The sequence below is a fragment of the Rhodoferax sp. GW821-FHT02C08 genome, assembly GCF_059421805.1.
This window is the reverse complement of record NZ_JBWKVR010000007.1, coordinates 39,867-64,191: the sequence shown is the minus strand read 5'-3', so window position 1 is coordinate 64,191 and position 24,325 is coordinate 39,867. Positions and strand designations below refer to the sequence as shown.

Annotated in this window: 24 protein-coding genes; 22 read left to right on the top strand and 2 right to left on the bottom strand. The window is 59.7% G+C overall.

Annotated elements, in window-relative coordinates; all coding sequences use genetic code 11:
• The first annotated feature begins 80 nt into the window (after positions 1-80).
• From ppc to AC07VY_RS10780, 5 genes are all read left to right on the top strand, one after another.
• Positions 81-2,945, top strand: coding sequence for a phosphoenolpyruvate carboxylase (ppc, locus tag AC07VY_RS10800; RefSeq protein WP_495097499.1), 2,865 nt, complete (start codon positions 81-83; stop codon positions 2,943-2,945).
• 90 nt (positions 2,946-3,035) lie between these two features.
• Entirely contained in the window at positions 3,036-4,472 is a 1,437-nt protein-coding gene (locus AC07VY_RS10795; protein ID WP_495097500.1) for a mannose-1-phosphate guanylyltransferase/mannose-6-phosphate isomerase, read from the top strand.
• Positions 4,462-5,121 carry an HAD family hydrolase gene (locus AC07VY_RS10790; protein WP_495075381.1) on the top strand — a complete coding sequence of 220 codons (660 nt, stop codon included), beginning with the start codon at positions 4,462-4,464 and terminating at the stop codon, positions 5,119-5,121. Before AC07VY_RS10795 ends, AC07VY_RS10790 begins: the two co-directional genes overlap by 11 nt.
• A gap of 19 nt (positions 5,122-5,140) precedes the next feature.
• Complete coding sequence (locus tag AC07VY_RS10785; RefSeq protein ID WP_495097501.1) at positions 5,141-5,503, top strand: Rieske (2Fe-2S) protein; 363 nt, start codon at positions 5,141-5,143, stop codon at positions 5,501-5,503.
• 2 nt (positions 5,504-5,505) lie between these two features.
• Positions 5,506-6,498 (top strand): S49 family peptidase, encoded by a 993-nt coding sequence (locus AC07VY_RS10780; RefSeq protein ID WP_495097502.1) that lies wholly within the window; start codon positions 5,506-5,508, stop codon positions 6,496-6,498.
• 6 nt (positions 6,499-6,504) lie between these two features.
• Here the strand turns inward: AC07VY_RS10780 and AC07VY_RS10775 are convergent, their stop codons facing one another.
• Positions 6,505-7,266 (bottom strand): SAM-dependent methyltransferase, encoded by a 762-nt coding sequence (locus tag AC07VY_RS10775; protein WP_495075384.1) that lies wholly within the window; start codon positions 7,264-7,266, stop codon positions 6,505-6,507.
• Positions 7,263-7,868 carry a Maf family nucleotide pyrophosphatase gene (locus tag AC07VY_RS10770; protein ID WP_495075385.1) on the bottom strand — a complete coding sequence of 202 codons (606 nt, stop codon included), beginning with the start codon at positions 7,866-7,868 and terminating at the stop codon, positions 7,263-7,265. The genes AC07VY_RS10775 and AC07VY_RS10770 overlap by 4 nt, the downstream gene beginning before the upstream one ends.
• Before the next feature lie 26 nt (positions 7,869-7,894).
• On the opposite strand from AC07VY_RS10770, the gene AC07VY_RS10765 reads away from it, so the two are divergent.
• From AC07VY_RS10765 to era, 17 genes are all read left to right on the top strand, one after another.
• Positions 7,895-8,443: a YceD family protein gene (locus AC07VY_RS10765; RefSeq protein ID WP_495097503.1), complete on the top strand. Its 549-nt coding sequence runs from the start codon at positions 7,895-7,897 to the stop codon at positions 8,441-8,443.
• Positions 8,444-8,664: 221 nt separating this feature from the next.
• The gene (rpmF, locus tag AC07VY_RS10760) at positions 8,665-8,847 is read left to right on the top strand and encodes a 50S ribosomal protein L32 (RefSeq protein ID WP_005794249.1); all 183 of its coding nucleotides are present in this window, start codon (positions 8,665-8,667) and stop codon (positions 8,845-8,847) included.
• A 107-nt stretch (positions 8,848-8,954) separates the two neighbouring features.
• Entirely contained in the window at positions 8,955-10,007 is a 1,053-nt protein-coding gene (gene plsX / locus AC07VY_RS10755; RefSeq protein ID WP_495075387.1) for a phosphate acyltransferase PlsX, read from the top strand.
• Positions 10,004-10,984, top strand: coding sequence for a beta-ketoacyl-ACP synthase III (locus tag AC07VY_RS10750; protein ID WP_495097504.1), 981 nt, complete (start codon positions 10,004-10,006; stop codon positions 10,982-10,984). Before plsX ends, AC07VY_RS10750 begins: the two co-directional genes overlap by 4 nt.
• Positions 10,985-11,035: 51 nt before the next feature.
• On the top strand, positions 11,036-12,010 hold the full coding sequence (gene fabD, locus AC07VY_RS10745; protein WP_495097505.1) for an ACP S-malonyltransferase: 975 nt from the start codon (positions 11,036-11,038) through the stop codon (positions 12,008-12,010).
• A complete protein-coding gene (gene fabG / locus AC07VY_RS10740) occupies positions 12,007-12,753 on the top strand; it encodes a 3-oxoacyl-ACP reductase FabG (protein WP_495097506.1) in 747 nt (248 codons plus the stop codon). The genes fabD and fabG overlap by 4 nt, the downstream gene beginning before the upstream one ends.
• Positions 12,754-12,870: 117 nt before the next feature.
• Positions 12,871-13,110 (top strand): acyl carrier protein, encoded by a 240-nt coding sequence (acpP, locus tag AC07VY_RS10735; RefSeq protein WP_490592454.1) that lies wholly within the window; start codon positions 12,871-12,873, stop codon positions 13,108-13,110.
• A 135-nt stretch (positions 13,111-13,245) separates the two neighbouring features.
• Entirely contained in the window at positions 13,246-14,490 is a 1,245-nt protein-coding gene (gene fabF / locus AC07VY_RS10730; protein WP_495097507.1) for a beta-ketoacyl-ACP synthase II, read from the top strand.
• Between the two features lie 500 nt (positions 14,491-14,990).
• Positions 14,991-15,635, top strand: coding sequence for an RNA polymerase sigma factor RpoE (rpoE, locus tag AC07VY_RS10725; RefSeq protein WP_495075392.1), 645 nt, complete (start codon positions 14,991-14,993; stop codon positions 15,633-15,635).
• 42 nt (positions 15,636-15,677) lie between these two features.
• Positions 15,678-16,346: a sigma-E factor negative regulatory protein gene (locus AC07VY_RS10720; RefSeq protein ID WP_495075393.1), complete on the top strand. Its 669-nt coding sequence runs from the start codon at positions 15,678-15,680 to the stop codon at positions 16,344-16,346.
• A 25-nt stretch (positions 16,347-16,371) separates the two neighbouring features.
• Complete coding sequence (locus tag AC07VY_RS10715) at positions 16,372-17,406, top strand: MucB/RseB C-terminal domain-containing protein (RefSeq protein WP_495097508.1); 1,035 nt, start codon at positions 16,372-16,374, stop codon at positions 17,404-17,406.
• 54 nt (positions 17,407-17,460) lie between these two features.
• On the top strand, positions 17,461-18,930 hold the full coding sequence (locus AC07VY_RS10710) for a DegQ family serine endoprotease (protein ID WP_495097549.1): 1,470 nt from the start codon (positions 17,461-17,463) through the stop codon (positions 18,928-18,930).
• Between the two features lie 506 nt (positions 18,931-19,436).
• The gene (gene lepA / locus AC07VY_RS10705) at positions 19,437-21,245 is read left to right on the top strand and encodes a translation elongation factor 4 (protein ID WP_495097509.1); all 1,809 of its coding nucleotides are present in this window, start codon (positions 19,437-19,439) and stop codon (positions 21,243-21,245) included.
• Complete coding sequence (gene lepB, locus AC07VY_RS10700; protein WP_495075397.1) at positions 21,245-22,210, top strand: signal peptidase I; 966 nt, start codon at positions 21,245-21,247, stop codon at positions 22,208-22,210. Before lepA ends, lepB begins: the two co-directional genes overlap by 1 nt.
• Before the next feature lie 24 nt (positions 22,211-22,234).
• Positions 22,235-22,591: a DUF4845 domain-containing protein gene (locus tag AC07VY_RS10695; protein ID WP_495075398.1), complete on the top strand. Its 357-nt coding sequence runs from the start codon at positions 22,235-22,237 to the stop codon at positions 22,589-22,591.
• Between the two features lies 1 nt (position 22,592).
• Positions 22,593-23,294 carry a ribonuclease III gene (gene rnc / locus AC07VY_RS10690; protein WP_495097510.1) on the top strand — a complete coding sequence of 234 codons (702 nt, stop codon included), beginning with the start codon at positions 22,593-22,595 and terminating at the stop codon, positions 23,292-23,294.
• Positions 23,295-23,362: 68 nt separating this feature from the next.
• The gene (gene era / locus AC07VY_RS10685; protein WP_495097511.1) at positions 23,363-24,325 is read left to right on the top strand and encodes a GTPase Era; all 963 of its coding nucleotides are present in this window, start codon (positions 23,363-23,365) and stop codon (positions 24,323-24,325) included.

Here is a 24,325-nt window from a genome sequence, read left to right as displayed (position 1 = left end):
TCCAGGGGAGGTCGATGCTAGCATGGGGCCTGCCCGCGTATCCCCCTCGTTCTTTTACTGCACCACTCGAAAGTCCACGCATGACCTCGGCAGATTCCTCCCCCGCCAGCGCCGCCAAGCGCACCCCACCCAGCCCCACGCCAGTGACGCGTTCGGCCAGCCGGGACAAAGACAATGAACGCCCCTTGGTGGAGGATATTCGGCTGTTGGGCCGCATTCTGGGCGATGTGATCCGCGAGCAGGAAGGCGTTGCCGCCTACGAATTGATCGAGCAGGTGCGTAAGCTGTCGGTGGCTTTTCGTCGCGATGCCGATACCGAGGCCGACAAGGCCCTGAAGAAGCTGCTCAAAGGCCTGACTGGCGACCAGACGGTCAGCGTGATCCGCGCCTTCACCTATTTCAGCCACCTGGCGAATCTGGCCGAAGACCGCCACCATATCCGCCGCCGTGCCGTGCACGAGCGTGCGGGCGACACCCAGGAAGGCAGCATAGAAGTGGCTTTGGCGCGCTTGCGTTGGGCGGGGATAGCTCCTAAAACAATAGCGCAGACCTTGGCCAATAGCTATGTGGCCCCGGTGCTGACCGCCCACCCCACCGAAGTCCAGCGCAAAAGCATTCTGGATGCCGAGCGCGACATCGCCAAGTTGCTGACGGTGCGCGATGAAACCCGCGAACGCATGGTCGCCAATGCCAAGGATGCCCTGGCGCCGCGCGAGCTGGCCCTGAATGAAGTCCAGCTGCGTGCCCGTGTCACGCAGCTGTGGCAGACCCGCTTGCTGCGCATGTCCAAGCTGACCGTGGCCGACGAGGTGGAAAACGCCCTCAGCTACTACGAGTCCACTTTTCTGCGCGAAATTCCCAAGCTGTATGCCGAGCTGGAAGCGGCCCTGGGTAGCCACCCGGTGCATAGCTTTCTGCGCATGGGCCAATGGATTGGTGGCGACCGCGATGGCAACCCCAATGTCAGCGCACAAACGCTGGACTACGCGCTGCGCCGCCAGTCCGAGGTCGCACTGCGCCATTACCTGACCGAGGTGCATTACCTGGGCGGCGAGCTGTCCCAGTCCGGCAGCCTTGTCACCATGTCGCCCGAGCTGCGGGCCCTGGCCAAAAGTTCGCCCGACACCAATGTGCACCGCCAGGACGAGCCCTACCGCCTGGCCCTGACCGGCATGTATGCCCGTTTAGCGGCCACCTTGAAGGACTTGACCGGCGGCGAGGCGGCCCGCCACGCCGTGGCACCGCAAAACGCTTATCTGTTGGCCGAAGACTTTTTGGCCGACCTGCGCACCATCGAAGCCTCTTTGCTGGCCAACCATGGCGCACCCCTGGCTGCGCAGCGTCTGCACCCGCTGATCCGTGCGGTGGAGGTGTTTGGCTTCCATCTGGCCACCGTGGACTTGCGCCAGAGTTCGGATAAGCACGAGGAAGTGGTGGCCGAGCTGCTGGCGGTGGCGCGTATCGAGTCGGGTTATTCGGCCCTGGACGAGGCGGCAAAGCGCACGTTGCTGCTGGGTCTGCTGAACGACGCGCGGCCGCTGCGGGTGGTTGGCGCCCAGTATTCCGAGCATGCCTGCAAGGAAATCGCGATTTTCGAAATGGCCCGCGCCAGCCGCGCCCGCTTTGGCGTGCAGGCCATACGCCACTACATCATCAGCCACACCGAAACGGTCAGCGACCTGCTGGAAGTGCTGTTGCTGCAAAAGGAAGTTGGCTTGATGCACGGCACGCTGGATGCCAAGGCCACGGTGGACCTGATCGTCGTGCCGCTGTTCGAGACCATTGAAGACCTGCGCAATGCCGCGCCCATCATGCGCGAGTTCTATGCCTTGCCCGGCGTGGCCGAGTTGGTGCAGCGCAGCGGTGCCGAGCAGGACATCATGCTTGGCTACTCGGACAGCAACAAGGACGGAGGCATCTTCACCAGCAACTGGGAGCTGTATCGCGCCGAGATCGCTCTGGTGGAGCTGTTCGACCAATTGGCCAATAGCCACAACATCACCCTGCGCATGTTCCACGGCCGTGGTGGCACGGTGGGGCGTGGCGGCGGTCCGAGCTACCAGGCCATCCTGGCCCAGCCACCCGGTACGGTACGCGGCCAGATCCGCCTGACCGAGCAGGGCGAGGTAATTGGCTCCAAATACGCGAACCCCGAAATCGGTCGGCGTAATCTGGAAACCCTGGTGGCCGCCACTTTGGAAGCGACCCTGCTGCAGCCTACCAAGTCGGCCACTCCGGCCTTTCTGAAGGCAGCCGCCAAGTTGTCCGAAACCAGCATGGCGGCCTACCGCAATCTGGTCTATGAAACCCCTGGTTTCACCTCTTACTTCTTTGATTCAACTCCGATCCGCGAGATCGCCGAGCTCAATATTGGCTCTCGCCCGGCCTCGCGCAAGGCCAGCCAGAAGATCGAGGATTTGCGGGCGATTCCCTGGGGCTTCAGCTGGGGCCAATGCCGCCTGACGCTGCCGGGCTGGTACGGTTTTGGTTCTGCCGTGGAAGCGTTTTTGAATGAAAACGGCGCGGCAGGCAAGAAGGATGCGCTGGGCGTGCTACAAAAAATGTACCGCCAATGGCCTTTCTTCCGTACGCTGCTGAGCAATATGGACATGGTTCTGGCCAAGAGCGACCTGGCCCTGGCCTCGCGCTATGCGGAGATGGTCAGCGATGCGCGCATGCGCAAGCGTATCTTCGCCAGCATCGAGTCCGAATGGCACCGCACGGCCGGTGCCCTGGCACAGATCACCGGTGAAAAGCAGCGCCTGTCGGGCAATGCAGCCCTGCAGCGTTCGATCCGCCACCGCTTCCCCTACATCGATCCGCTGCACCATTTGCAGGTCGAGCTGGTGCGCCGTTATCGCGCGGGCCAGGGTGACGAGCGGGTGCAAACCGGTATCCATATTTCCATCAACGGGATTGCCGCCGCCTTACGCAATACGGGCTAAACGGCCTCGGTGGCATGCAGGTTGCTCTGCAATAATCAAATCAAGGCGCCATTGCGGCGCCATGGTTTGTTTATTTCCAGGGAGTTTTAAATGTTGATCCAACCCGTCGTGCTGTCCGGCGGCTCAGGCACGCGCCTGTGGCCGCTGTCCCGCGAAAAATATCCCAAGCAGTTGCTGTCCCTGGTGGGGGAGGATTCGCTGCTGCAGGCCACGGTCCGCCGTGTTGAAGGCCTGGGTACCGGCACGCTTGCTGCGCCCATGGTGGTGTGCAACGAGGAATACCGTTTCGTGATCGCCGAGCAGCTGCGCCTGATGGGCCAGCCCGGCAGCATCGTGCTCGAACCCACCGGGCGCAATACTGCACCCGCGCTGACACTGGCGGCCCTGGCTGCCCAGCGCGACGGTGCCGATCCAGTGCTGTTGGTCATGCCGGCCGACCATGTGATCGTGAACAAGCCCGCTTTCCAGGCTGTGGTGCGCCAAGGTGCGGCGCTGGCGGCCGATGGTGCCATCGTCACCTTCGGCATCACGCCGGACAGCCCTGAAACCGGCTATGGCTATATCCAGGCCGGTGCGCCCTTTGGTGCTGGCGGCGCTGCGGTGATTTCGCGCTTCGTAGAGAAGCCCGATCTGGCCACTGCGCAGAGCTATCTGGATGCCGGTACCTATTCCTGGAACAGCGGCCTGTTCATGGTCAAGGCATCCGTCTGGCTGGCGGCCATGGCGGTTTGCCGCGCCGACATTCTGGCCGCCTGCCAGAGTGCCTGGGACGCGGGCAAGACCGACGGCGAATTTGTGCGCGTGGGCAAGGACTTGTTCAGCGCCTGCCCCAGCGACTCCATCGACTACGCGGTGATGGAGCGCATTGCTTCGGGTCAGGCCGGCTTGCCCCCAGGTGTGGTGATCCCGCTGGCTGCCGGCTGGTCGGATGTGGGTGCATGGGATGCCTTGTGGCAGGTTCTGCCCAAGGACGACCAGGGCAATGTGGCCCAGGGCGATGTGCTGCTGCAGGATTGCCGCAATACCCTGGCCCTGTCCGAAGGCCGGCTGATTGCCTGCGTGGGCATTGAGAACGTGGTGGTGGTGGAAACCGCCGACGCCATTTTGGTGGCCCACAAGGACAAGACCCAGGACGTGAAGAAGATTGTTGAGAGCCTGAAGAAAACAGGCCGCTCCGAAGGCCAGCTGCACCGCAAGGTCTACCGCCCCTGGGGTTGGTACGACAGCGTGGACATGGGCAAGCGTTTCCAGGTCAAGCGCATCGTGGTCAAGCCGGGCGGCATCTTGTCGTTGCAGATGCACCACCACCGCGCCGAGCATTGGATCGTGGTGTCCGGGACCGCCAAGGTCACGCGCGGCGAAGACAGCTTCCTGGTGACCGAAAACGAATCCACCTACATCCCGCTGGGCACCACCCACCGCCTGGAAAACCCGGGCCGGGTCGAGCTGGAAATGATCGAAGTGCAGTCCGGCAGCTATCTGGGCGAGGACGACATCGTGCGCTTCGAAGACATGTATGGCCGTTAGACGCTTTGATTTGATAGCGTTTGACTGGGATGGAACACTGTTCGATTCCACCGCCATCATCACGCGCAGCATCCAGGAAGCGGTGAGGGATGTGGGCGGCACCGTGCCCAGTGATACCGCTGCCGCCTATGTGATCGGCATGGCCTTGATGCCCGCCCTGGCCCATGCTGCGCCCGATGTACCGGCTTCCAAGCACGCCGAGCTGGGTGCGCGCTACCGCCACCACTACCTGCAGCACCAGCACGACATCACGCTGTTTGCCGGCGTGCTGCCTATGCTGACCGAGCTGAAGGCGCGCCAGCACACTCTGGCCGTGGCCACCGGCAAATCGCGCCGGGGGCTGGACGAGGCTTTGCAATCGGTGGAGCTGGTGGGTATGTTCGATGGTTCACGTACCGCCGATGAAACCCAGGGCAAGCCGCATCCCCGCATGCTGCATGAGCTGATGCGCGAGTTTGGTGTGGCGCCGGAGCGCACGCTGATGATCGGTGACACCACGCACGATTTGCAGCTGGCGCTGAATGCTGGCTGCGCCAGTGTGGCCGTCAGCTATGGCGCCCATGCGGTGGACGGGTTTTCAGCCCTCAGCCCCTTGGTCATTGCACATTCCGTGGCCGAGCTGCACGACTGGTTGCGCGCCAACGGCTGATTTCCACGGGCGGATTTCCATGCAAGCCATTCTCTTGTGCGATAGCACCGACTTGGTCGAGGGCGGCGATGCCGTACCTTTTGATGTTGTTTACCTGGGGCAAGCTTGCCGTGCTTTTGCCGTGCGTTTTGAGGGCGAAGTCCATGCCTATCTGAACCGCTGTACCCACGTGCCCATGGAGCTGGATTACCAGCCCAACCGGATCTTCGACGACTCCGGCCGGTGGTTGCTGTGTGCCACCCATGGCGCGGCTTACCAGCCTGCCACAGGTGATTGCATGGGCGGTCCGTGTCGAGGTGGTCTGGTGAAGATTGCCCTTTCAGAAGCCGATGGCAAGGTGCACTGGCATACTGCCCCCCAATTACAAACTGTTGAATTTTGAATATGACCGACCCGAATCTCCCCGGTGGACCCGATACACCGCCCGCGCCGCGTGAACGCTCTGCGGACGCGTCTGGATGGGAGCGCGCCACCCTGGAGAAGCTGGCATTTGCTTCCCTGGCCGAGCAAAAAACCGCCCGCCGTTGGCGCAATTTCGTGCGTCTGGCCTGGCTGGTGTTTCTGATTGCGATGGTCTGGATTGGCCTGGACCGTGCTGCGCCTACCCCGGATAAGACCACCGCTCACACCGCGGTAGTAGAGATCAAGGGTGAGATTGCCGCCGGGGCCGATGCCAGTGCCGAGTTCGTGGTGGCCGCCATGCGCAGCGCCTTTGAAGACGAAGGCGCGCAGGCCGTGGTGCTATTGATCAATTCGCCCGGCGGTAGCCCGGTGCAGGCAGGCATCATCAACGATGAAATCCGCCGCCTGAAAGAAAAGTACAAGAAGCCGGTGTACGCCGTGGTGGAGGAAACCTGTGCCTCGGCCGCTTATTACATCGCCGTGGCTGCCGATGATATTTACGTGGACAAGGCCAGCATCGTCGGCAGCATTGGCGTGCTGATGGATGGTTTCGGTTTCACCGGCCTGATGGACAAACTGGGCGTAGAGCGCCGCCTGATGACCGCCGGTGAAAACAAGGGCTTCATGGACCCGTTCAGCCCGCAAACCGAAAAGCAGCGCGCATTTGCCCAGAGCATGCTGGACCAGATCCACGCCCAGTTCATTGGCGCGGTGAAAGCCGGCCGTGGTAACCGCCTGAAAGAAACTCCCGAAACCTTCAGTGGCCTGTTCTGGACCGGCCAGCAGGCGGTGGAAATGGGTCTGGCCGACCACCTCGGCAACCTGGACTATGTGGCGCGCGAAGTGGTCAAGGCCGAAGAGCTGGTGGACTACACCCGCCGCGACAACGTGGCCGAGCGCTTGGCCAAGCGCTTTGGTGCCGCCTTGGGCGAGGGCTCGGTGAGAGCCTTGAAGGGCCTGCCAACTCTGCGCTGAACGGCTTCAGCGTCCGATGGCAAATACGGCGGGCTGGTCTGGTACCAGGCCCGCCGTGTTTTTTTGGCGCCAGCCTTTGACCGTATCGCTCAGCGTGCGGCCCTGTTCCAGGGTCAGGCCGCTGCTGACCGCCAGCCGCGTGTTGTGCTGCAAAGTTTGTAGCAGCCCCTGCAGCAATTGCGTGTTGCGATAAGGGGTTTCTATGAAAATCTGGGTTTGCCCGGTTTTCAGCGCCAAGGCCTCCAACTCACGTATCCGCTGGCTACGCTCCGGCTCTGCCTGGGGCACATAGCCGACAAATGCAAAGTTCTGTCCGTTCAAGCCGCTGGCAGCCAGGGCCAGCAGCAGCGATACCGGCCCTACCAGTGGTACTACCTCCATGCCGAGCTCGTGGGCGGCGCGGACCACAGACGAACCCGGGTCGGCCACCGCGGGCATGCCTGCTTCGCTGACCAGTCCGATGTCAAATCCTTGCGATGCCGCAGCCAGCAAGGGCTTGGCATCAAAACCGGCCTGGTGGTCGCCTTTCTTATGGACTTCGCGCGGCAATTCTTGGATCTGCAGGGCCTGGATGGGCTGGGCCAGAGGGTAGATTGCATCCACTCGTTTCAAATAGGCACGGGTGGTCTTGGCGTTTTCGCAGACCCAGTGCTGCAGGCCTGCGGCCACACGCAACGTGCCGGCGGGCATGACCTCGTCCAGCGGCGTTTGCGTTTTGCAGCCAAAGTCCAGCGGCGCTGGCACCAGATAGAGCTTGCCTGGCGTCATAGCAGGCGAACTCCGGCTGCGCGCAGCAAGCGGCAGGTGCGGATCAGCGGCAAGCCAATCAGCGCGGTCGGATCGTCGCTGTCGATGGCGTCCAGCAAACTGATGCCCAGGCCCTCGCTTTTGGCGCTGCCGGCGCAGTCGTAGGGCTGTTCGGCCAGAAGGTAGGCTTCGATTTCTGCATCGTCCAGCAGGCGGAACTGCACTCGCACCGGAGCGAGGGCGGTTTGCTCAAAGCCGGTTTCCAGGCAAACCACCGACACGGCGGTCTGGAACACCACGGTCTGGCCGCGCATTTGTCGCAATTGCGCCACGGCCCGCATATGGTTGCCCGGTTTGCCCAGGGGCTGGCCGTCAAGGTCGGCGACCTGGTCGGAGCCTATGACCACTGCCTGCGGAAAGCGCGCGGCCACGGCCCGCGCCTTGTCCAGTGACAGGCGCAGCGCCAAGTCGCGCGGGGCTTCGCCCGGGCGGGGGGTTTCATCGACATCGGGTGCCGATACCTCAAAGGGAATGCGCAGGCGCTGCAGCAGCTCCTGCCGGTAGCGCGAGGTCGAGCCCAGCACCAAGCTGCGCGAGGAGGAGGAGGGTGAAGAAGAATGCATGGCGGGATTCTCTTACACTGCACACCATGAAAACCGAGAACTCCGCCACTCCCTTTGATGTACGCGCGTTTGCGCAAGCTGCGGGATCGCGCACAGCCCAGGATTCGCTACAAAAATACGAGCGTCTTGCGCAGGAAGTATCTGCGCTAGAGTCTGATTTAATGGTGAACTGGAGCATACAGGGCGAAGCCCGCCCGGTACCCGGTGAGGCGCCTGAAATCTGGCTGCATGTGCAAGCCGACACCTGTCTGCCCCTGACCTGCCAGCGCTGCCTGACGCCGGTGGAAGTGCCATTGGCGGTGGACCGCTCGTTTCGTTTCGTGGCCGACGAGGAAACCGCCGCAGCTCTGGATGACGAGTCCGAAGAAGACGTGCTGGCGCTGGACCAGGAGTTCGATCTGGCCAATCTGATCGAGGACGAGCTGCTGATGGAGATCCCCCTGGTGCCGCGCCACGAGGTGTGTCCGGTGGCGGTGAAGCTGGAGGTGGTGGACCCAGAATTTGAGGCCGCGCTGGCTGAAAAGCCCAAGCCGTTTGCCGCCTTGGCCCAGTTGCGCAAGGGCGGCTCCGATTGATCGCTGGTGTCTATATGCTGGCTTGGGCTATAATCTAAGGCTTCGCGCGAAAAAGCCTATGTGCTTTGGTGGTTCGGATGAGTCTCGTATGGGCCATTTTGATCCATCTTTATGGACGGCCGAGGGTGCCTCGGTTTTGACTGTTTCGCGCCTCCTTCCGTTTTCGTGTTTGTAATCTTATTTAAGCGTTTAGATTTAAACGCATTTACCAGGAGCCGACCATGGCCGTCCAACAAAACAAAAAGTCCCCTTCCAAGCGCGGTATGCACCGTTCGCACAACGCACTGAACGTGCCTGGTATCGCTGTGGAGCCCACCACTGGCGAAACCCATCTGCGTCACCACATCAGCCCCAATGGTTTCTACCGTGGTCGCCAGGTGCTGAAGAATAAATCCGAAGCCTGATCTGCGCTTTAAATACAAGGCCCGGCGCTACGTAACCCGTAGCTTCGGGCCTTTGTCTTGATGTTTGTCTCTTTTGATTTCACCGCTGCAGGCGGCACGGGTTCGGCATGATCACTCTGGCTGTTGATTGCATGGGTGGCGACCACGGACCAGGCGTGACATTGCCTGCGTGTCGCCAATTTCTGGATAAACATCCCGAAGCCAAGCTATTGTTGGTCGGTCTGCCCGACCGGCTGGCGGGTTTCAGCCATCCGCGGGCAAGCCTGGTGGCGGCCAGCGAGGTGGTGGGCATGGACGATCCCATCGAAATCGCGCTGCGTAAGAAAAAAGACTCGTCCATGCGGGTGGCGATTGCCCAGGTCAAGCAGGGTGATGCCCAGGCTGCCGTGTCTGCGGGCAATACCGGCGCGCTGATGGCGATTGCACGCTACCTGTTGAAGACTCTGGACGGTATTGACCGTCCGGCGATTGCCGGGCAAATCCCCAATGCCAAGGGCGGCGCCACCACGGTGCTGGACCTGGGCGCCAACGTGGACTGCCAGGCCGAGCATCTGCTGCAGTTTGCTGTCATGGGCTCGGCCCTGGTCTCGGTCCTCAGTGACAATCCCAACCCGTCGGTAGGTCTGCTGAACATTGGTGAAGAAGCCATCAAGGGCAATGAAACCATTAAGCGGACCGGTGAACTGCTGCGCGCGGCTGCCAGTTCGGGTGATCTGAACTTCTACGGCAACGTGGAAGGTAACGATATCTTTGTGGGTACCACCGATATCGTGGTCTGCGACGGCTTTGTCGGCAATGTGGCGCTGAAAACCAGCGAGGGTCTGGCTGCAATGATTGTCGGTTTTTTGCGTGCCGAGTTCTCCCGCGGTATCTTTACTAAATTCACGGCAATTTTGGCGAATCCGGTTCTATCGGCGCTTAAAAAACGTATGGATCACCGGCGCTACAACGGTGCGGCCTTGCTGGGCTTGCGTGGATTGGTGTTCAAGAGCCATGGTTCAGCGGATGCGTTTGCTTTCGAACAGGCCTTGAACCGGGCGTATGATGCAGCCCGAAACAACCTGTTGGACCGGGTCCAGGCACGTATCGCGCACGCAGCACCGCTTTTGGTGGTGGCTGTAGCGCCTGTGCTGGAAGCCGCCGCACCCATGAGCGCATGACGAGAACCTATTCCCGTATTACCGGCACTGGTAGCTACCTGCCCCCCCGCCGTTTGACCAATGCCGACCTCGTCGCCGAGTTGGCAAGCCAAGGCGTAGAAACTTCTGACGATTGGATTGTGGAACGCACCGGCATCCGGGCGCGCCACTTTGCGGACGCCGATGTCTTTACCAGTGATCTCGCCCTGCACGCAGCCCGTCGGGCACTCGAAGCCGCTGGCCTGGAGGCCAAGGATATCGATCTGATCGTTGTGGCTACCTCCACGCCCGACATGGTCTTTCCATCGGCTGCTTGCATTCTGCAAAACAAGCTGGGTATCGCCGGCTGTCCGGCATTTGACGTGCAGGCGGTGTGCAGCGGTTTTGTTTATGCGCTGACTGTGGCCGACGCCATGATCCGAACCGGCACAGCCCGCAAGGCCCTGGTAGTGGGCGCCGAGGTGTTTTCCCGTATTCTGGATTTCTCGGACCGCACGACCTGCGTGCTGTTTGGCGACGGCGCAGGCGCTGTGGTGCTGGAGGCCTCTGAAACGCCGGGCATCCTGGCTAGCGATCTGCACGCCGATGGTAAGCATGTGGGTATTTTGTGCGTGCCCGGCCAGGTGTCGGGTGGCGTAGTGGCCGGCCATGCCATGCTCAAGATGGATGGCCCTGCTGTGTTCAAACTGGCCGTGGGTGTTCTGGAGGAAGCCGCACGTGCCACCCTGGTCAAGGCCGGCAAGACCGAAGCTGATATCGATTGGCTGATTCCGCACCAGGCGAATATCCGCATCATGCAAGGCACCGCCAAGCGCCTGAAGCTGTCGATGGACAAGGTGATCGTCACCGTGGACCAGCATGGCAATACCTCGGCTGCGTCGATTCCGTTGGCTTTGGATGACGGCGTGCGCAGCGGCAAGATCAAAAAGGGTGACACCCTCATGCTGGAAGGCGTGGGTGGCGGTTTCACCTGGGGTGCGGTGCTCTTAAATCTATAGCTGCTTGCGCTGGTGCTATTTGCACTACAGGCAGTTTTGATAGGTAACTCTATGAACAATTTTGCATTTGTATTTCCGGGCCAGGGCTCCCAGTCCGTGGGCATGCTGGACGCCTGGGGTGCCCACCCCGTAGTGGCGCAAACCCTGCAAGAAGCATCCGATGCTTTGGGTGAAGACATCGCCCAGCTGATCCAGCAAGGCCCGAAAGAGGCCCTGGCCCTGACCACCAATACCCAGCCCGTCATGCTGGTGGCTGGCGTGGCCGCCTACCGGGTATGGATGGCCGAGACCGGTGCTGCACCATCCGTGGTGGCTGGCCATTCCCTGGGTGAATATTCCGCCTTGGTTGCCTCTGGCGTGCTGACGCTGGCCCAGGCTGCACCTCTGGTGCGTTTTCGTGCCCAGGCCATGCAGGATGCCGTGCCCGTGGGCATGGGGGCTATGGCGGCAATTTTGGGTATGGATGCTGCGAAAGTAATAGCTGGCTGCTCAGAAGCTACCAGCGCTACACGTGCTTTGGGCTCAGAATTTGCTGCCGAAGTGGTGGAGGCTGTGAACTTCAATGATCCCGGTCAGACCGTGATCGCGGGTAGCAAGGCTGCGGTTGAAAAAGCCTGTGAAATGCTCAAGGCCAATGGTGCCAAGCGCGCTCTGCCTTTGCCGGTGTCGGCGCCGTTCCATTCCAGCCTGATGCGGCCTGCCGCCGACAGGCTGCGTGAGAAGCTGGCGACCACGGCGTTTGCTGCGCCCCAGATTCCGGTGGTCAACAATATTGATGTGTCGGTTGAAACCGATGCAGACCGTATTCGCGACGCCCTGGTGCGCCAGGCCTTTGGTCCGGTGCGCTGGGTCGAGTGCGTCGCCGCCATCCAGGCGCGCGGTGTCTCCACCCTGGTGGAGTGCGGGCCGGGCAAGGTACTGGCCGGCATGGTCAAACGCATTGATGGCAGCCTGACGGGTCTGCCCCTGTTCGACCCGGCCAGCCTGGCTGAGGTCCAATCCACTGTTTTGGGAGCCGCTGCATGAGCGCTGTGGAATTTGCGGGCCAGGTGGCCCTGGTGACCGGCGCTTCGCGCGGTATTGGCGCGTCCATCGCCCTGGAGTTGGCCCAACGCGGCCTGAAGGTCATTGGTACAGCCACCAGCGAAGCCGGTGCTGCTGCCATCGGCCAGGCGTTGGCAGCCTTTCCCGGCAGCGCCGGCAAGAAGCTGGACGTCAACGACGCGGATGAAGTGGCCGCCGTGGTGGATGCCATTGCCAAGGAATATGGCGGCTTGCAGGTGCTGGTCAACAATGCCGGCATCACCCGCGACACCCTGGCGATGCGCATGAAAGATGACGACTGGGATGCGGTGCTGGACACCAATCTCAAGGCTGTATTTCGCATGAGCCGCGCCGTGATGCGGACCATGATGAAACAGCGCTACGGACGCATCATCAGCATCACATCGGTGGTGGGTGCTTCGGGCAACCCTGGTCAGGCCAACTACGCGGCCGCCAAGGCAGGTGTGGCCGGCATGACCCGTGCCCTGGCCCGTGAGCTGGGCTCGCGTGGCATCACCGTGAATTGCGTGGCGCCCGGTTTCATCCAGACCGATATGACCGCCAGCCTGCCGCCCGAACAACAAGCTGCCCTGCTGGGCCAGATTCCGCTGGGCCATCTGGGTGCACCTGCGGACGTGGCGCACGCTGTGGCCTATCTGGCATCGCCACAGGCCAGCTATGTGACGGGGCAGGAGCTGCACGTCAACGGCGGCATGTACATGTAAGCTGCCTCTGCCGCATACGACCAAATCCAACCGTTCTATCCGTACGGTAGCCTGGGCAGGGGATCTTCAGCAGCCCGGCTAAAATCACGGATTCTTTTACAACACTCAGAGGGAACTATGAGCGATATCGAAGCACGCGTTAAAAAAATTATTGCCGAACAACTTGGCGTTGAAGAAGCACAAGTGACCAGCGAAAAGTCTTTTGTGGCTGACCTGGGTGCCGACTCCCTGGACACCGTGGAACTGGTGATGGCACTGGAAGACGAGTTCGGCATCGAGATCCCGGACGAAGACGCGGAAAAAATCACCACGGTGCAAAACGCGATCGACTACGCAACCAGCCACCAAAAAGCCTAAATCAGGCTGCACATGGCCCGTGTGTTGCACACAGACCGGGAATGCGCGGTGTACATCCCCCGTTTCTCGCTGTCTGCCCAGTTCGCGATAGCGCACTGTGCAACTCTTTTGCTGTTAACCAGACCTCTTTAATTTATGTCCCGTCGTCGCGTCGTTGTCACAGGTTTAGGATGCATAAGTCCCGTGGGTAACACGGTGGCTGATTCGTGGTCGGCCTTGCTGGCCGGCCAGTCAGGCATCGACATGATCCGCGCATTTGATGCCAGCCCCTTCTCCTGCAAATTTGCCGGAGAGGTCAAGGGTTTTGATATCACTAGCCTGATTCCCGAGAAGGAAGCGCGCCATATGGACCGCTTTATCCATCTCGGCATTGCTGCGGCTATGGAAGCCGTGGCCGACGCGGGGTTGAGCACGGGTGACGCGTTGACGGAAGAGCAGGCGGCCCGCATAGGCTGCAATATCGGCTCAGGCATTGGCGGTCTGCCCATGATTGAGCAGACGCATACCGAATTGACCAACCGAGGTGCTCGCCGCATCTCGCCGTTTTTCATTCCGGCTTCTATCGTCAACATGATTTCGGGCCATGTTTCCATCAAATTTGGTTTCAAAGGCCCCAATATCGCTGTTGCAACGGCCTGTACCACCGGTCTGCATGCCATAGGGCAGTCAGCGCGGATGATTGAGTACGGTGATTGCGACGTGATGGTTGCAGGCGGCTCTGAAGCAGCTATATCGCCTTTGGGCCTGGGTGGCTTTGCCGCAGCGCGTGCCCTGAGTACGCGCAACGATGACCCCGCCACTGCTTCCCGTCCCTGGGACAAAGACCGTGATGGCTTTGTGCTAGGTGAGGGTGCCGGCGTGATGGTGCTCGAAGAGTACGAGTACGCCAAGGCCCGCGGCGCCAAGATCTACGCTGAAATCGTCGGCTTCGGCATGAGTGGCGATGGGTTCCATATGACCGCTCCGAACGTGGACGGTCCACGCCGCTCCATGCAGATGGCTTTGAAGAACGCGGGTGTGAATGTGGACCAGGTGCACTATCTGAATGCCCATGGCACCTCTACGCCCCTGGGCGATGCGAACGAAACCAATGCCATCAAGCTGGCCTTTGGTGACCATGCCAAGAAGTTGGTGGTGAATTCCACCAAGTCCATGACCGGACACTTGCTCGGTGGCGCTGGCGGTATTGAAAGCGTGTTTACCGTGCTGGCCTTGCACAACCAGAAGAGCCCGCCGACCATCAATATTTTCAACCAGGATCCAGAGTGTGATCTGGACTACTGCGCCAACACTGCACGCGATATGCAGATTGACGTGGCGGTTAAGAATAATTTCGGGTTTGGCGGCACCAACGGCAGCTTGGTTTTCAAGCGCGTCTAAGCCCGTCAATCCTGACGCGATAGCCGATCTGACTTCCGCTGCTTCATGCACAACGCCCCATCGGTGAGCTATCCGGTGGGGCGTTCTCGTATCCAGGGCTGGCTGACACTCAGTTTGTGGCTGTTGGGCTTGGCCACGGTATTGGGCTGGTGCTGGCAGGTAGGTGCTTTGGGCTGGCGGCAGTATCTTGCTTTGGCGGCTGTTCTCGGCGTCGGGGCGGCGGCTGTGCGGGGCTGGCGCCAGATGCCGGTAGGAGTCCTTCGCTGGGATGGGCAGCAGTGGTTCTGGGCCGCTACCGGTGAGCCAATGGCTGTCGCGGTGGCTTGTAGATTGGACTTGCAGCGGCATGTGCTGCTGCAGCTGCGCCCCCAGTCGGGTCGATCTTTGTGGTGTTGGGTGGCACATGCCCAGCATCCAGAACGCTGGCATGGCCTGCGCCGTGCTGTATATTCGCCCGCCAGACCAAAAGCCGATGCGTCGGCTGTGTTCGGGTCTGAACCATGACTTCACTTCCACCGCCTATTTTGACGACACCCCCCACGGCTACCGATAGCGACCTGATGCTGGTGGAGCGCACTGTAGCGGGCGACCAGAAGGCTTATGGCCTGTTGGTCATGAAATACCAGCGTCGCATCCAGCGCCTGATAGGCCGGATGGTGCGGGATGTGGACTTGGTGGAAGACATTGCCCAGGAAACATTCATCCGCGCCTACCGTGCGCTGCCCAAATTCCGCGGCGATGCGCAGTTCTATACCTGGCTGTACCGCATTGCTATCAATACCGCCAAGAAGACCTTGATGGACTTCAAGCGCGATCCCACGGTGTCCGAAGCGGCTATGCGTCCTTCTGACAACGACGATGAAACTTACTACCGGGAAAACGAACCAACCAGTCCAGACACCCCGGATACGGTGCTGGCCGCCAAGCAGATTTCCTCGGCGGTGAACGAGGCCATGGATGCCTTGCCGGCGGATTTGCGGCAAGCCGTGACTTTGCGCGAGATTGAAGGCATGAGCTATGAGGACATTGCCGAAATGATGCAGTGCCCGATAGGCACGGTGCGTTCGCGCATATTCCGGGCCCGTGAGGCGATTTCGGCACGGGTCAAACCCTTGCTGGAAAACCAGTCCGGCAAGCGTTGGTAAGTGAAGCACGATTTTGAAGATGCGCTAACAGGAAACAAGGTGATGCAAATGGGCACGGAACACGCGAACAATCCCCAGGACGCACTGTCGGCACTGGCCGATGGTCAGCTGCGCGGCGCGGCTTTTGCACAGGCTGTCGAACGGGTGGAGCAAGACGCAAACGCGCAAGCAACCTGGCATGCCTACCATGTGGTGGGCGATGTGCTGCGCTCGGGCGACTTGGCGTTCTGTTCCGATGACCAGGCGTTTCTGGCCCGGTTCCAAAGCCGCCTGGCCCTGGAGCCTGCACTGACGTCCACTGTGAGTGCTGCGAATTTGATAGCTATCGACGCATATAAAGCGGGCGCAGAGGCCCATTTATATGCTGAGGCTACAACTCCCAAAGAGGCCAGCAACGAGCGTTTCTTTGGCTGGAAGCTGGTGGCCGGCCTGGCATCCGTGGTGGCGGTTGTGGCGGTCAGTTGGGGTGTGCTCAGTGGTTCTGGTGCTGCGCCCGCGGGACCCCAGTTGGCGCAGGCGGATGCCCAGAGCCAGACCTCTACCCAGGTGCAGCAAGCTGTGACCTTGGCGGATGGCGCTCCCCAGGTCATGCTGCGCGATGCCCGTCTGGACGAGTTGATGGCTGAACACAAGCAATTTGGCGGAACCTCGGCGTTGCAGATGCCGGCCGGTTTTTTACGCAATGCGACCTTTGAAAGTCCGGCCCGTTAAGGGCTGTTGACGGGAAACCAGGGACATGCAAGTGAGGATCTGCAGGAAAGTAGTGTTGGCGGCGGCCTGTGCCTTGGGCGGCCTGTCGTGGGCGGGCGGCGGGCAGACTCCCAACGTAGCGGCGGCGCCGGCAGAGACGGCCGGCAGTGAGCGCACGGTCAACGAATGGCTGATGCGTATGCACGAGGCGTCACGCAAGCGCGCCTATTCGGGGACATTCGTGGTGTCCTCTGGCACGGGCAGTCTGTCCAGTGCACGTATCTGGCATGTGTGTGACGGCGAGCAGCAAATGGAACGCGTGGAATCCTTGACCGGGCCTCCGCGCACCACCTTTCGCCGCAACGACCAGGTGTTGACGCTGTTGCCCGAGAGCAAACTTGCTTACGCGGAAAAGCGCGAGTCCTTGGGACTATTTCCGCATCTGCTGCAAACCGGCGATTCTGCGATAGCGGAGTTTTACGGCGCCAAGCAGGATGGCAGCGAGCGTGTGGCCGGTTTTGATGCCGATATGGTGTTGCTGAGTCCTAAAGACACGCTGCGCTATGGTTACCGGATCTGGAGCGAGAAGAAGACAGGCCTGGTCGTCAAGCTGCAGACACTGGACGCGGACGGCAAGGTGCTGGAGCAGGCTGCGTTCTCTGAGTTGCAGCTGGATGCACCGATAAAGATGGAAAAGCTGGGCCAGATGATGGCCAATACAGCAGGCTACCGTGTGGAGACCAGTTCCATGCTCAAAACCACAGCCTTGTCAGAGGGTTGGGTCTTGAAAAATACGGTGCCGGGCTTTAAATCCATGAGCTGCTTCCGCCGCTCTGTCGCGGGCGCACCGGCCAGTGCCGCCGAAAGTACTTTGCAATGGGTCTTTTCGGACGGATTGGCATCGGTGTCCCTGTTCGTGGAACCCTTTGATGCACAGCGCCACGTCAAGGAGGGTGTGTTGGCCATGGGGGCCACCCAGTCTCTGACGCGTCGCATAGGCGCGTGGTGGTTGACCGTGGTGGGCGAGGTGCCTTTGCAAACCTTGAAGGCTTTTGCCCAAGGGCTGGAACGCAAGAAGTAGCAGTAGTGCCGGTCCTATCGGCTGGCCCTTTGAATTTTGAAAGAAAGCATGACGATGTTGCCGCTCAGTTTGAAAAAAGTACGTTTGCTTGCCGTGACGTGGACCGTGGCAGTGGCATCCACCGTTGCTCTGCTGCCCACCACCCCGGTGTTGGCCCAGACCCGTACCTTGCCCGATTTCACCGATCTGGTGGAGCAGGTTGGGCCCTCTGTGGTGAATATTCGTACCTTGGAAAAGGTGTCCTCCCGTGCCACGGCAAACAACAGTATGGACGAGGAGATGCAGGAGTTTTTCCGGCGCTTTGGTGTGCCGATTCCGAACACGCCACGTCAGACTCCGCGCCAGCAAAAGCCGCAGCAAGATCCGGATGAAGAAACGCCGCGCGGAGTGGGCTCCGGCTTCATTCTCAGTTCGGATGGTTTCATCATGACCAATGCCCATGTGGTTGAGGGTGCCGATGAGGTGATGGTTACTCTGACCGACAAACGGGAGTTCAAGGCCAAGATCATCGGTTATGACAAGCGCAGCGATGTGGCTTTGGTCAAGATCGATGCATCTGGCTTGCCTGCGGTGAAGGTCGGAGATGTGAACCGCCTCAAGGTTGGCGAATGGGTCATGGCGATCGGCTCGCCATTCGGTCTGGAAAACACCGTGACCGCCGGCATTGTCAGTGCCAAGCAACGCGATACCGGTGATTACCTGTCCTTCATCCAGACCGACGTGGCTATCAACCCTGGCAATTCGGGTGGGCCGTTGATCAATATGCGTGGCGAGGTGGTAGGTATCAACAGCCAGATCTACTCGCGCTCTGGCGGTTTTATGGGCATTTCGTTCGCAATACCGATCGATGAAGCGGCCCGCGTGGGCGATCAGCTGCGGGCTTCCGGGCGAGTCTCGCGTGGCCGTATCGGTGTGCAGATTGAACAGGTTTCCAAGGATGTCGCTGAGTCGGTTGGACTGGGTAAAGCGCAAGGTGCGTTTGTGCGGGGTGTGGAGGCGGGCGCTCCGGCGGAAAAGGCCGGCGTGGAGGCGGGCGACATCATTACCAAGTTCGACGGTAAGGCGATTGACAAGTCTTCTGACCTGCCGCGTCTGGTGGGTAATACCAAGCCCGGCACAAAGAGCAGCCTGACAGTATTTCGGCGGGGCGCGTACAAGGACTTGTCCGTGGTGATTGCTGAGATCGAAGACGATAAACCCGCTAAAAAACCCACCGCCAAGGAGGAAAAGCCCAAGGCATCTTCGGCTGGCCAATTGCTCGGCCTGGCCGTGAGTGAATTGAGTGACGCACAGAAGAAGGAGCTGAAGCTCAAAGGCGGCGTCAGAGTAGATAGCGCCACTGATGGTGCAGCCAGGGCCGGGGTGCGTGAGGGAGATGTGATCGTGGCAATCGCCAATGTCGAGGTCAATACGGTCAAGGACTTTGAGGCTGCAGTGGCCAAAATGGACAAATCCAAGCCCGTAAATCTGTTGTTCCGGCGTGGTGAGTGGGCGCAGTACGCACTGATACGTCCTGGTAAATAAGCTTGTAAACCCATAAAAGTCCCCCTTCCCAACTAGGGATTGGGGCTTTTTTTGTCGCTGAAAACCTGTAAATGGGCTGTCACAAAAAATTCTTGTGTGCCTTTCGGGTTCTTTGGATGTTTGTAATTACTAACTTCAAAAAGTGCTAACAACGATTTTGGATAGAATCAGCGACTCGCTCTATGGGTTTTGGACATATCAAAAATGGTGAAAACCACGATGCGGGACGAAGCCTTGTGGAACGCAGGCGATCCACAGATCGCCCACAAGTTGTCCAGAAAACTATCCACCGGCCCTGTTGATAAGTTGTGAATAAGTTGCCTGTTGTGACCTTGCAACGCTTGCATGGTGCTGGTGCGTGGGCTGTGCTGATTCGCCTTTTTACCTACAATGAAGCTCCAGCTATCGCAGTTGCCAAAGATTGTTGGTTCAGGGCGCGTTCGTCATCGACGCGCCCTTTTTTCATTTCTGCGCCTTTTAATTCAATCACTTAAAGCTTCCCGTTGATGAACCACATCAGAAATTTTTCCATCATCGCGCATATTGACCACGGTAAATCAACGTTGGCAGACCGCCTGATTCAACGCTGCGGCGGACTGGCTGAACGCGAAATGGAGGCCCAGGTGCTCGATTCGATGGACATCGAAAAAGAGCGTGGGATAACTATCAAGGCACAGACGGCAGCGCTGCACTACAAGGCCAAGGATGGTCAGATTTACAACCTGAATCTGATCGACACGCCCGGCCATGTGGACTTCTCGTACGAAGTGAGTCGCTCGCTGTCTGCGTGTGAAGGCGCGTTACTGGTGGTCGATGCCAGCCAGGGCGTGGAAGCACAAACCGTGGCCAATTGCTACACCGCGCTCGACCTCGGCGTGGAGGTCATGCCGGTGCTGAACAAGATCGATTTGCCGAATGCAGACCCTGACAACGCACGGGCTGAAATTGAAGACGTGATCGGTATCGATGCGACCGACGCCATCCCTTGCTCGGCGAAAACGGGTTTGGGTATTGATGAGATTCTGGAGGCTATCGTGGCCCGGGTGCCAGCACCCAAGGGCAACCCGGACGCACCCTTGCGCGCCATGATCATCGACAGCTGGTTTGATTCCTATGTGGGCGTGGTGATGCTGGTGCGCGTGGTTGATGGCCGTTTGGGCAAGGGCGAGCGCATCCGCATGATGGCTTCGGGCGCGGTCTATAACGCCGATAACCTGGGCGTGTTCACGCCGGCCACCGAAGTGCGTCAGTCCCTTGAGGCGGGCGAGGTGGGATTCATCATTGCCGGCATCAAGGAGCTGCAAGCTGCGAAGGTGGGCGACACGGTAACCTTGGAGAAGAAGCTACCGAACAACGCCGGCCCAGCGACCGAAGCCTTGCCAGGTTTCAAGGAAATCCAGCCGCAGGTTTTTGCCGGTCTGTATCCGACCGAGGCCAGCGAGTACGACTCGTTGCGCGACGCGCTGGAAAAGCTCAAGCTCAACGATGCATCACTGCACTACGAGCCCGAGGTGTCGCAGGCCTTGGGCTTTGGTTTCCGCTGCGGTTTCCTCGGCCTGCTGCACATGGAAATTGTGCAAGAGCGCCTGGAGCGCGAGTTCGACCAAGATCTGATCACTACCGCACCTAGCGTGGTGTACCAGGTGGCGCGTTCTGACGGCACCGTCACCATGGTGGAGAACCCATCTAAGATGCCCGACTCCAGCCGCATGGAGGAAATACGCGAACCCATCGTGACCGTGCACCTGTACATGCCGCAAGAGTACGTGGGTGTGGTGATGACGCTGGCGAACCAGAAGCGCGGCGTGCAAATGAACATGGCCTACAAGGGCCGCCAGGTCGTTCTGACCTACGAGATGCCGCTGGCCGAGATCGTGCTCGACTTCTTTGACAAACTCAAATCGGTGAGCCGCGGTTATGCCTCGATGGACTACGAGTTCAAGGAGTACCGCGCTGCGGATGTGGTGAAGGTGGACATTTTGCTGAACAGCGAAAAGGTCGATGCCTTGTCGATCATCGTGCACCGCAGCCAGTCGCAGTACCGTGGCCGCGCGGTGGTGGCCAAAATGCGCGAGATCATTTCCCGCCAGCAGTTCGACGTGGCGATCCAGGCGGCCATTGGCTCCGGCATTATTGCGCGTGAGACAATCAAAGCGCTGCGCAAGAACGTGATCGCCAAGTGTTACGGCGGCGATATTTCGCGCAAGAAGAAACTCCTCGAAAAACAAAAGGCCGGTAAAAAACGTATGAAGCAAATCGGCTCGGTAGAAGTCCCGCAAGAGGCTTTTCTGGCAATTCTGCAGGTGGAAGATTGATGCAAGCTCTGACTTCGGTAATTTTGGCGGCCTTTGTGGGCTACTGCGGCGCCTGGTATATGGGTGTGGTGGAAGGCAACTTTGCGTTGCTCTTGTTTTTGGCGACCTTGGTCACCGGTTTGTACTGGTTGGCCGAACGATTTTATTTTCTACCGCAACGCAAGTTGGCCGTGGTGCGCCTGGAAGAGGCTTCCACCCAGCGATTGGCTGAATTGAACAAGATGGGCATCACCCAGGTAGACCAAGTGGTGCCTGATGCCAAGGCCCGTCTGTTGATGCAACCCTGGTGGCTGGACTGGACCGCCGGCTTGTTCCCGGTGATCATTGCGGTCTTTTTGCTGCGTTCGTTTTTGTTCGAACCCTTCAAGATCCCGTCTGGCTCCATGATTCCGACGCTGTTGGTGGGCGACCTGATTCTGGTTAACAAATTCCATTACGGCATTCGCTTGCCGGTACTGAACACCAAGATCACCGCTGGCACACCACCCCAGCGTGGTGATGTCATGGTGTTCCGTTATCCACCCAAGCCCAGCATGGACTACATCAAGCGTGTGGTGGGCGTGCCCGGTGATGAGGTGGCTTATATCAATAAGCGCCTGACTATCAACGGCAAGGAAATTGCGACCAAACCCACCGCAGACTTCTTTGACGAAGACCAGATGCGCTATTTCAAGCAATTCGAAGAAAACCTGGGTGACCGACCCCACCGTTTGCTGAATGACGACAGCCGACCTGCTTTTGTACAGGGTACGGACGATTTCCCCTTCAAGGAAAACTGCAAATACAGTGTTGAAGGCGTGGTGTGCAAAGTCCCCGAAGGCCAGTATTTCATGATGGGCGACAACCGCGACAACTCGGCAGATTCCCGCTATTGGGGCTTTGTGCCGGACAAGAATATCGTCGGCAAGGCCTTCTTCGTATGGATGAATTTCAGTAGTCCTAAGCGCATTGGCTCGTTCCACTAACCGTAATCGATGCAAAGTTACCGTATGAACACATCTGCATTCAAATCCAAGCAACGTGGCCTGTCCTTCATCGGGCTGGTTCTCATGATGGCACTGGTGATTTCGGTATTCATCGTAGGTGCCAAGGTGGTGCCGACCGTGATCGAATACCAGACCATTCTGAAGGCCCTGAACAAGGCCAAAGAGGGCAACACCGTGTCGGAAGTGCGCGTTATTTTTGACAAGGCCGCCAGCATTGATTTGATCTCCTCGGTTACAGCCAAGGACTTGGAAATCAGCAAAAACGGCGACAAGGTTGTCGTCTCGGTGGCCTACAACAAAGAGATCGAACTCTTTGGTCCGGCATATCTATTGATCAAGTACTCTGGCTCCAGCAAATAGCGTGAACGATGGTCTTCTTGCGTTGCAGCAACGTCTGCAACATGTGTTTTCTGATGAAAAACTGCTGGTCCGTGCCACCACGCACCGCAGCTTTTCGGCAGACCACAACGAACGCCTGGAATTTCTGGGCGACTCGGTATTGAATCTGGCCGTTGCCGGCCTGCTATACATCCGTTTGAGTGCCTTGCCCGAGGGTGATCTGTCCCGGGTGCGCGCCAACATGGTCAAGCAGGACACGCTGTACCAGCTGGCTGTGGTGCTGGACCTGCCCGGCGTGCTGCGCCTGGGCGAGGGCGAGGCCCGCTCGGGTGGGCAAAAACGCCCGTCCATTCTGGCCGATGCGCTGGAAGCGGTGATTGGCGCGGTGTTCCTCGATGCCGGCTACGGCGCTGCCGAGGCCTTGGTGCACCGCCTGTTCAAGACGGTAGAAATCAACCCGCAGATGCAGGCGATCGGCAAGGACCCCAAGACCGAGTTGCAGGAGTGGCTGCAAGGCCGCAAAATGAAGTTACCCGCTTACCGCGTGGTCAGCACCTTGGGGGCGGCCCACCGGCAGACCTTTGATGTGGAATGTGAAATTGTTGAGCTTGGCCTGGCCGAGCGCGGCATTGGCGGCTCGCGCCGTGCTGGCGAACAGGCGGCGGCCGCTGCCATGCTGGTCAAACTTGAATCCAAAGCCGTCGCCGTGAAAGCCTCCAAATGACAGCAAGCTCTACCCCCCCCAATCCCCCAGAGTCCTCTACCGAACCTACAGATGCACCAGACGATGCCATGGCGTCCCTGGAAGGTATGCTGGCCGATTTGAAAAAAGCGTCTCCCGATGCGCCCGCGACCGGTCAGCGCTGCGGCCTGGTGGCTATCGTCGGCAAGCCCAACGTGGGCAAGTCCACTTTGCTCAACGCGGTGGTGGGCCAGAAGATCAGCATCACCTCACGCAAGGCGCAGACTACGCGGCACCGAATTACCGGCATCCGTACCCGCGACAACACGCAATTTGTGTTTGTGGATACGCCCGGTTTCCAGACGCTGCACAACAACGCGCTGAACCGCTCTTTGAACAAGACGGTACAGGGTGCTGTGAGCGATGTGGACCTGGTGCTGTTCGTGGTGGAAGCCGGCAGCTTTACCCTGGCCGATGCCAAGGTGCTGTCCCTGCTCAAGCCGAATATTCCGGTGCTGCTGATTGCCAACAAGCTGGACAACGTACACCGCCGTGCCGAGATCGCACCTTGGCTGCAGAGTATGCAGGAGCGCCATCCGTTTGCCGAGTTCGTACCCATGTCGGCCAAGAACGCCAAGGATATCGAGCGCCTGTTCGGCATCTGCGCCAAATACCTGCCCGAGCAGGCCTGGTGGTATGACGAAGACGAGTTGACCGATCGCAGCGAGAAATTCCAGGCCGCTGAAACCGTGCGCGAGAAGCTGTTCCGTTTGACCGGCGACGAGCTGCCCTATACCTCCACCGTCATCATTGACAAGTTCGAGGAAGAGCCGCCTGCGCGCAAGGGCCAGAAGCGCCTGCTGAAGATAGCCGCCACCATTGTGGTCGAACGCGATGGCCACAAGGCCATGGTGATCGGCGACAAGGGCGAACGCATCAAGCGCATCGGCATGGAAACCCGTGTCGAACTCGAAAAACTGATGGACGCCAAGGTATTCATCGAAGTTTGGGTGAAAGTGCGCTCCGGCTGGGCCGACGACGAGGCACGAGTCCGCTCCTTTGGCTACGAGTGA

Bases quoted from the DNA above. Each gene is read 5' to 3' on its own strand.
- AC07VY_RS10785 (WP_495097501.1), top strand. From the start codon at position 5,141: ATGCAAGCCATTCTCTTGTGCGATAGCACCGACTTGGTCGAGGGCGGC.
- rpmF (WP_005794249.1), top strand. From the start codon at position 8,665: ATGGCCGTCCAACAAAACAAAAAGTCCCCTTCCAAGCGCGGTATGCAC.
- acpP (WP_490592454.1), top strand. From the start codon at position 12,871: ATGAGCGATATCGAAGCACGCGTTAAAAAAATTATTGCCGAACAACTT.
- era (WP_495097511.1), top strand. From the start codon at position 23,363: ATGGCGTCCCTGGAAGGTATGCTGGCCGATTTGAAAAAAGCGTCTCCC.
- AC07VY_RS10765 (WP_495097503.1), top strand. From the start codon at position 7,895: ATGAAAACCGAGAACTCCGCCACTCCCTTTGATGTACGCGCGTTTGCG.
- plsX (WP_495075387.1), top strand. From the start codon at position 8,955: ATGATCACTCTGGCTGTTGATTGCATGGGTGGCGACCACGGACCAGGC.
- AC07VY_RS10795 (WP_495097500.1), top strand. From the start codon at position 3,036: ATGTTGATCCAACCCGTCGTGCTGTCCGGCGGCTCAGGCACGCGCCTG.
- fabF (WP_495097507.1), top strand. From the start codon at position 13,246: ATGTCCCGTCGTCGCGTCGTTGTCACAGGTTTAGGATGCATAAGTCCC.
- AC07VY_RS10780 (WP_495097502.1), top strand. From the start codon at position 5,506: ATGACCGACCCGAATCTCCCCGGTGGACCCGATACACCGCCCGCGCCG.
- AC07VY_RS10720 (WP_495075393.1), top strand. From the start codon at position 15,678: ATGCAAATGGGCACGGAACACGCGAACAATCCCCAGGACGCACTGTCG.
- AC07VY_RS10695 (WP_495075398.1), top strand. From the start codon at position 22,235: ATGAACACATCTGCATTCAAATCCAAGCAACGTGGCCTGTCCTTCATC.
- AC07VY_RS10790 (WP_495075381.1), top strand. From the start codon at position 4,462: ATGGCCGTTAGACGCTTTGATTTGATAGCGTTTGACTGGGATGGAACA.
- lepB (WP_495075397.1), top strand. From the start codon at position 21,245: ATGCAAGCTCTGACTTCGGTAATTTTGGCGGCCTTTGTGGGCTACTGC.
- AC07VY_RS10715 (WP_495097508.1), top strand. From the start codon at position 16,372: ATGCAAGTGAGGATCTGCAGGAAAGTAGTGTTGGCGGCGGCCTGTGCC.
- ppc (WP_495097499.1), top strand. From the start codon at position 81: ATGACCTCGGCAGATTCCTCCCCCGCCAGCGCCGCCAAGCGCACCCCA.
- AC07VY_RS10750 (WP_495097504.1), top strand. From the start codon at position 10,004: ATGACGAGAACCTATTCCCGTATTACCGGCACTGGTAGCTACCTGCCC.
- AC07VY_RS10770 (WP_495075385.1), bottom strand. From the start codon at position 7,868: ATGCATTCTTCTTCACCCTCCTCCTCCTCGCGCAGCTTGGTGCTGGGC.
- AC07VY_RS10710 (WP_495097549.1), top strand. From the start codon at position 17,461: ATGTTGCCGCTCAGTTTGAAAAAAGTACGTTTGCTTGCCGTGACGTGG.
- rpoE (WP_495075392.1), top strand. From the start codon at position 14,991: ATGACTTCACTTCCACCGCCTATTTTGACGACACCCCCCACGGCTACC.
- lepA (WP_495097509.1), top strand. From the start codon at position 19,437: ATGAACCACATCAGAAATTTTTCCATCATCGCGCATATTGACCACGGT.
- fabG (WP_495097506.1), top strand. From the start codon at position 12,007: ATGAGCGCTGTGGAATTTGCGGGCCAGGTGGCCCTGGTGACCGGCGCT.
- AC07VY_RS10775 (WP_495075384.1), bottom strand. From the start codon at position 7,266: ATGACGCCAGGCAAGCTCTATCTGGTGCCAGCGCCGCTGGACTTTGGC.
- fabD (WP_495097505.1), top strand. From the start codon at position 11,036: ATGAACAATTTTGCATTTGTATTTCCGGGCCAGGGCTCCCAGTCCGTG.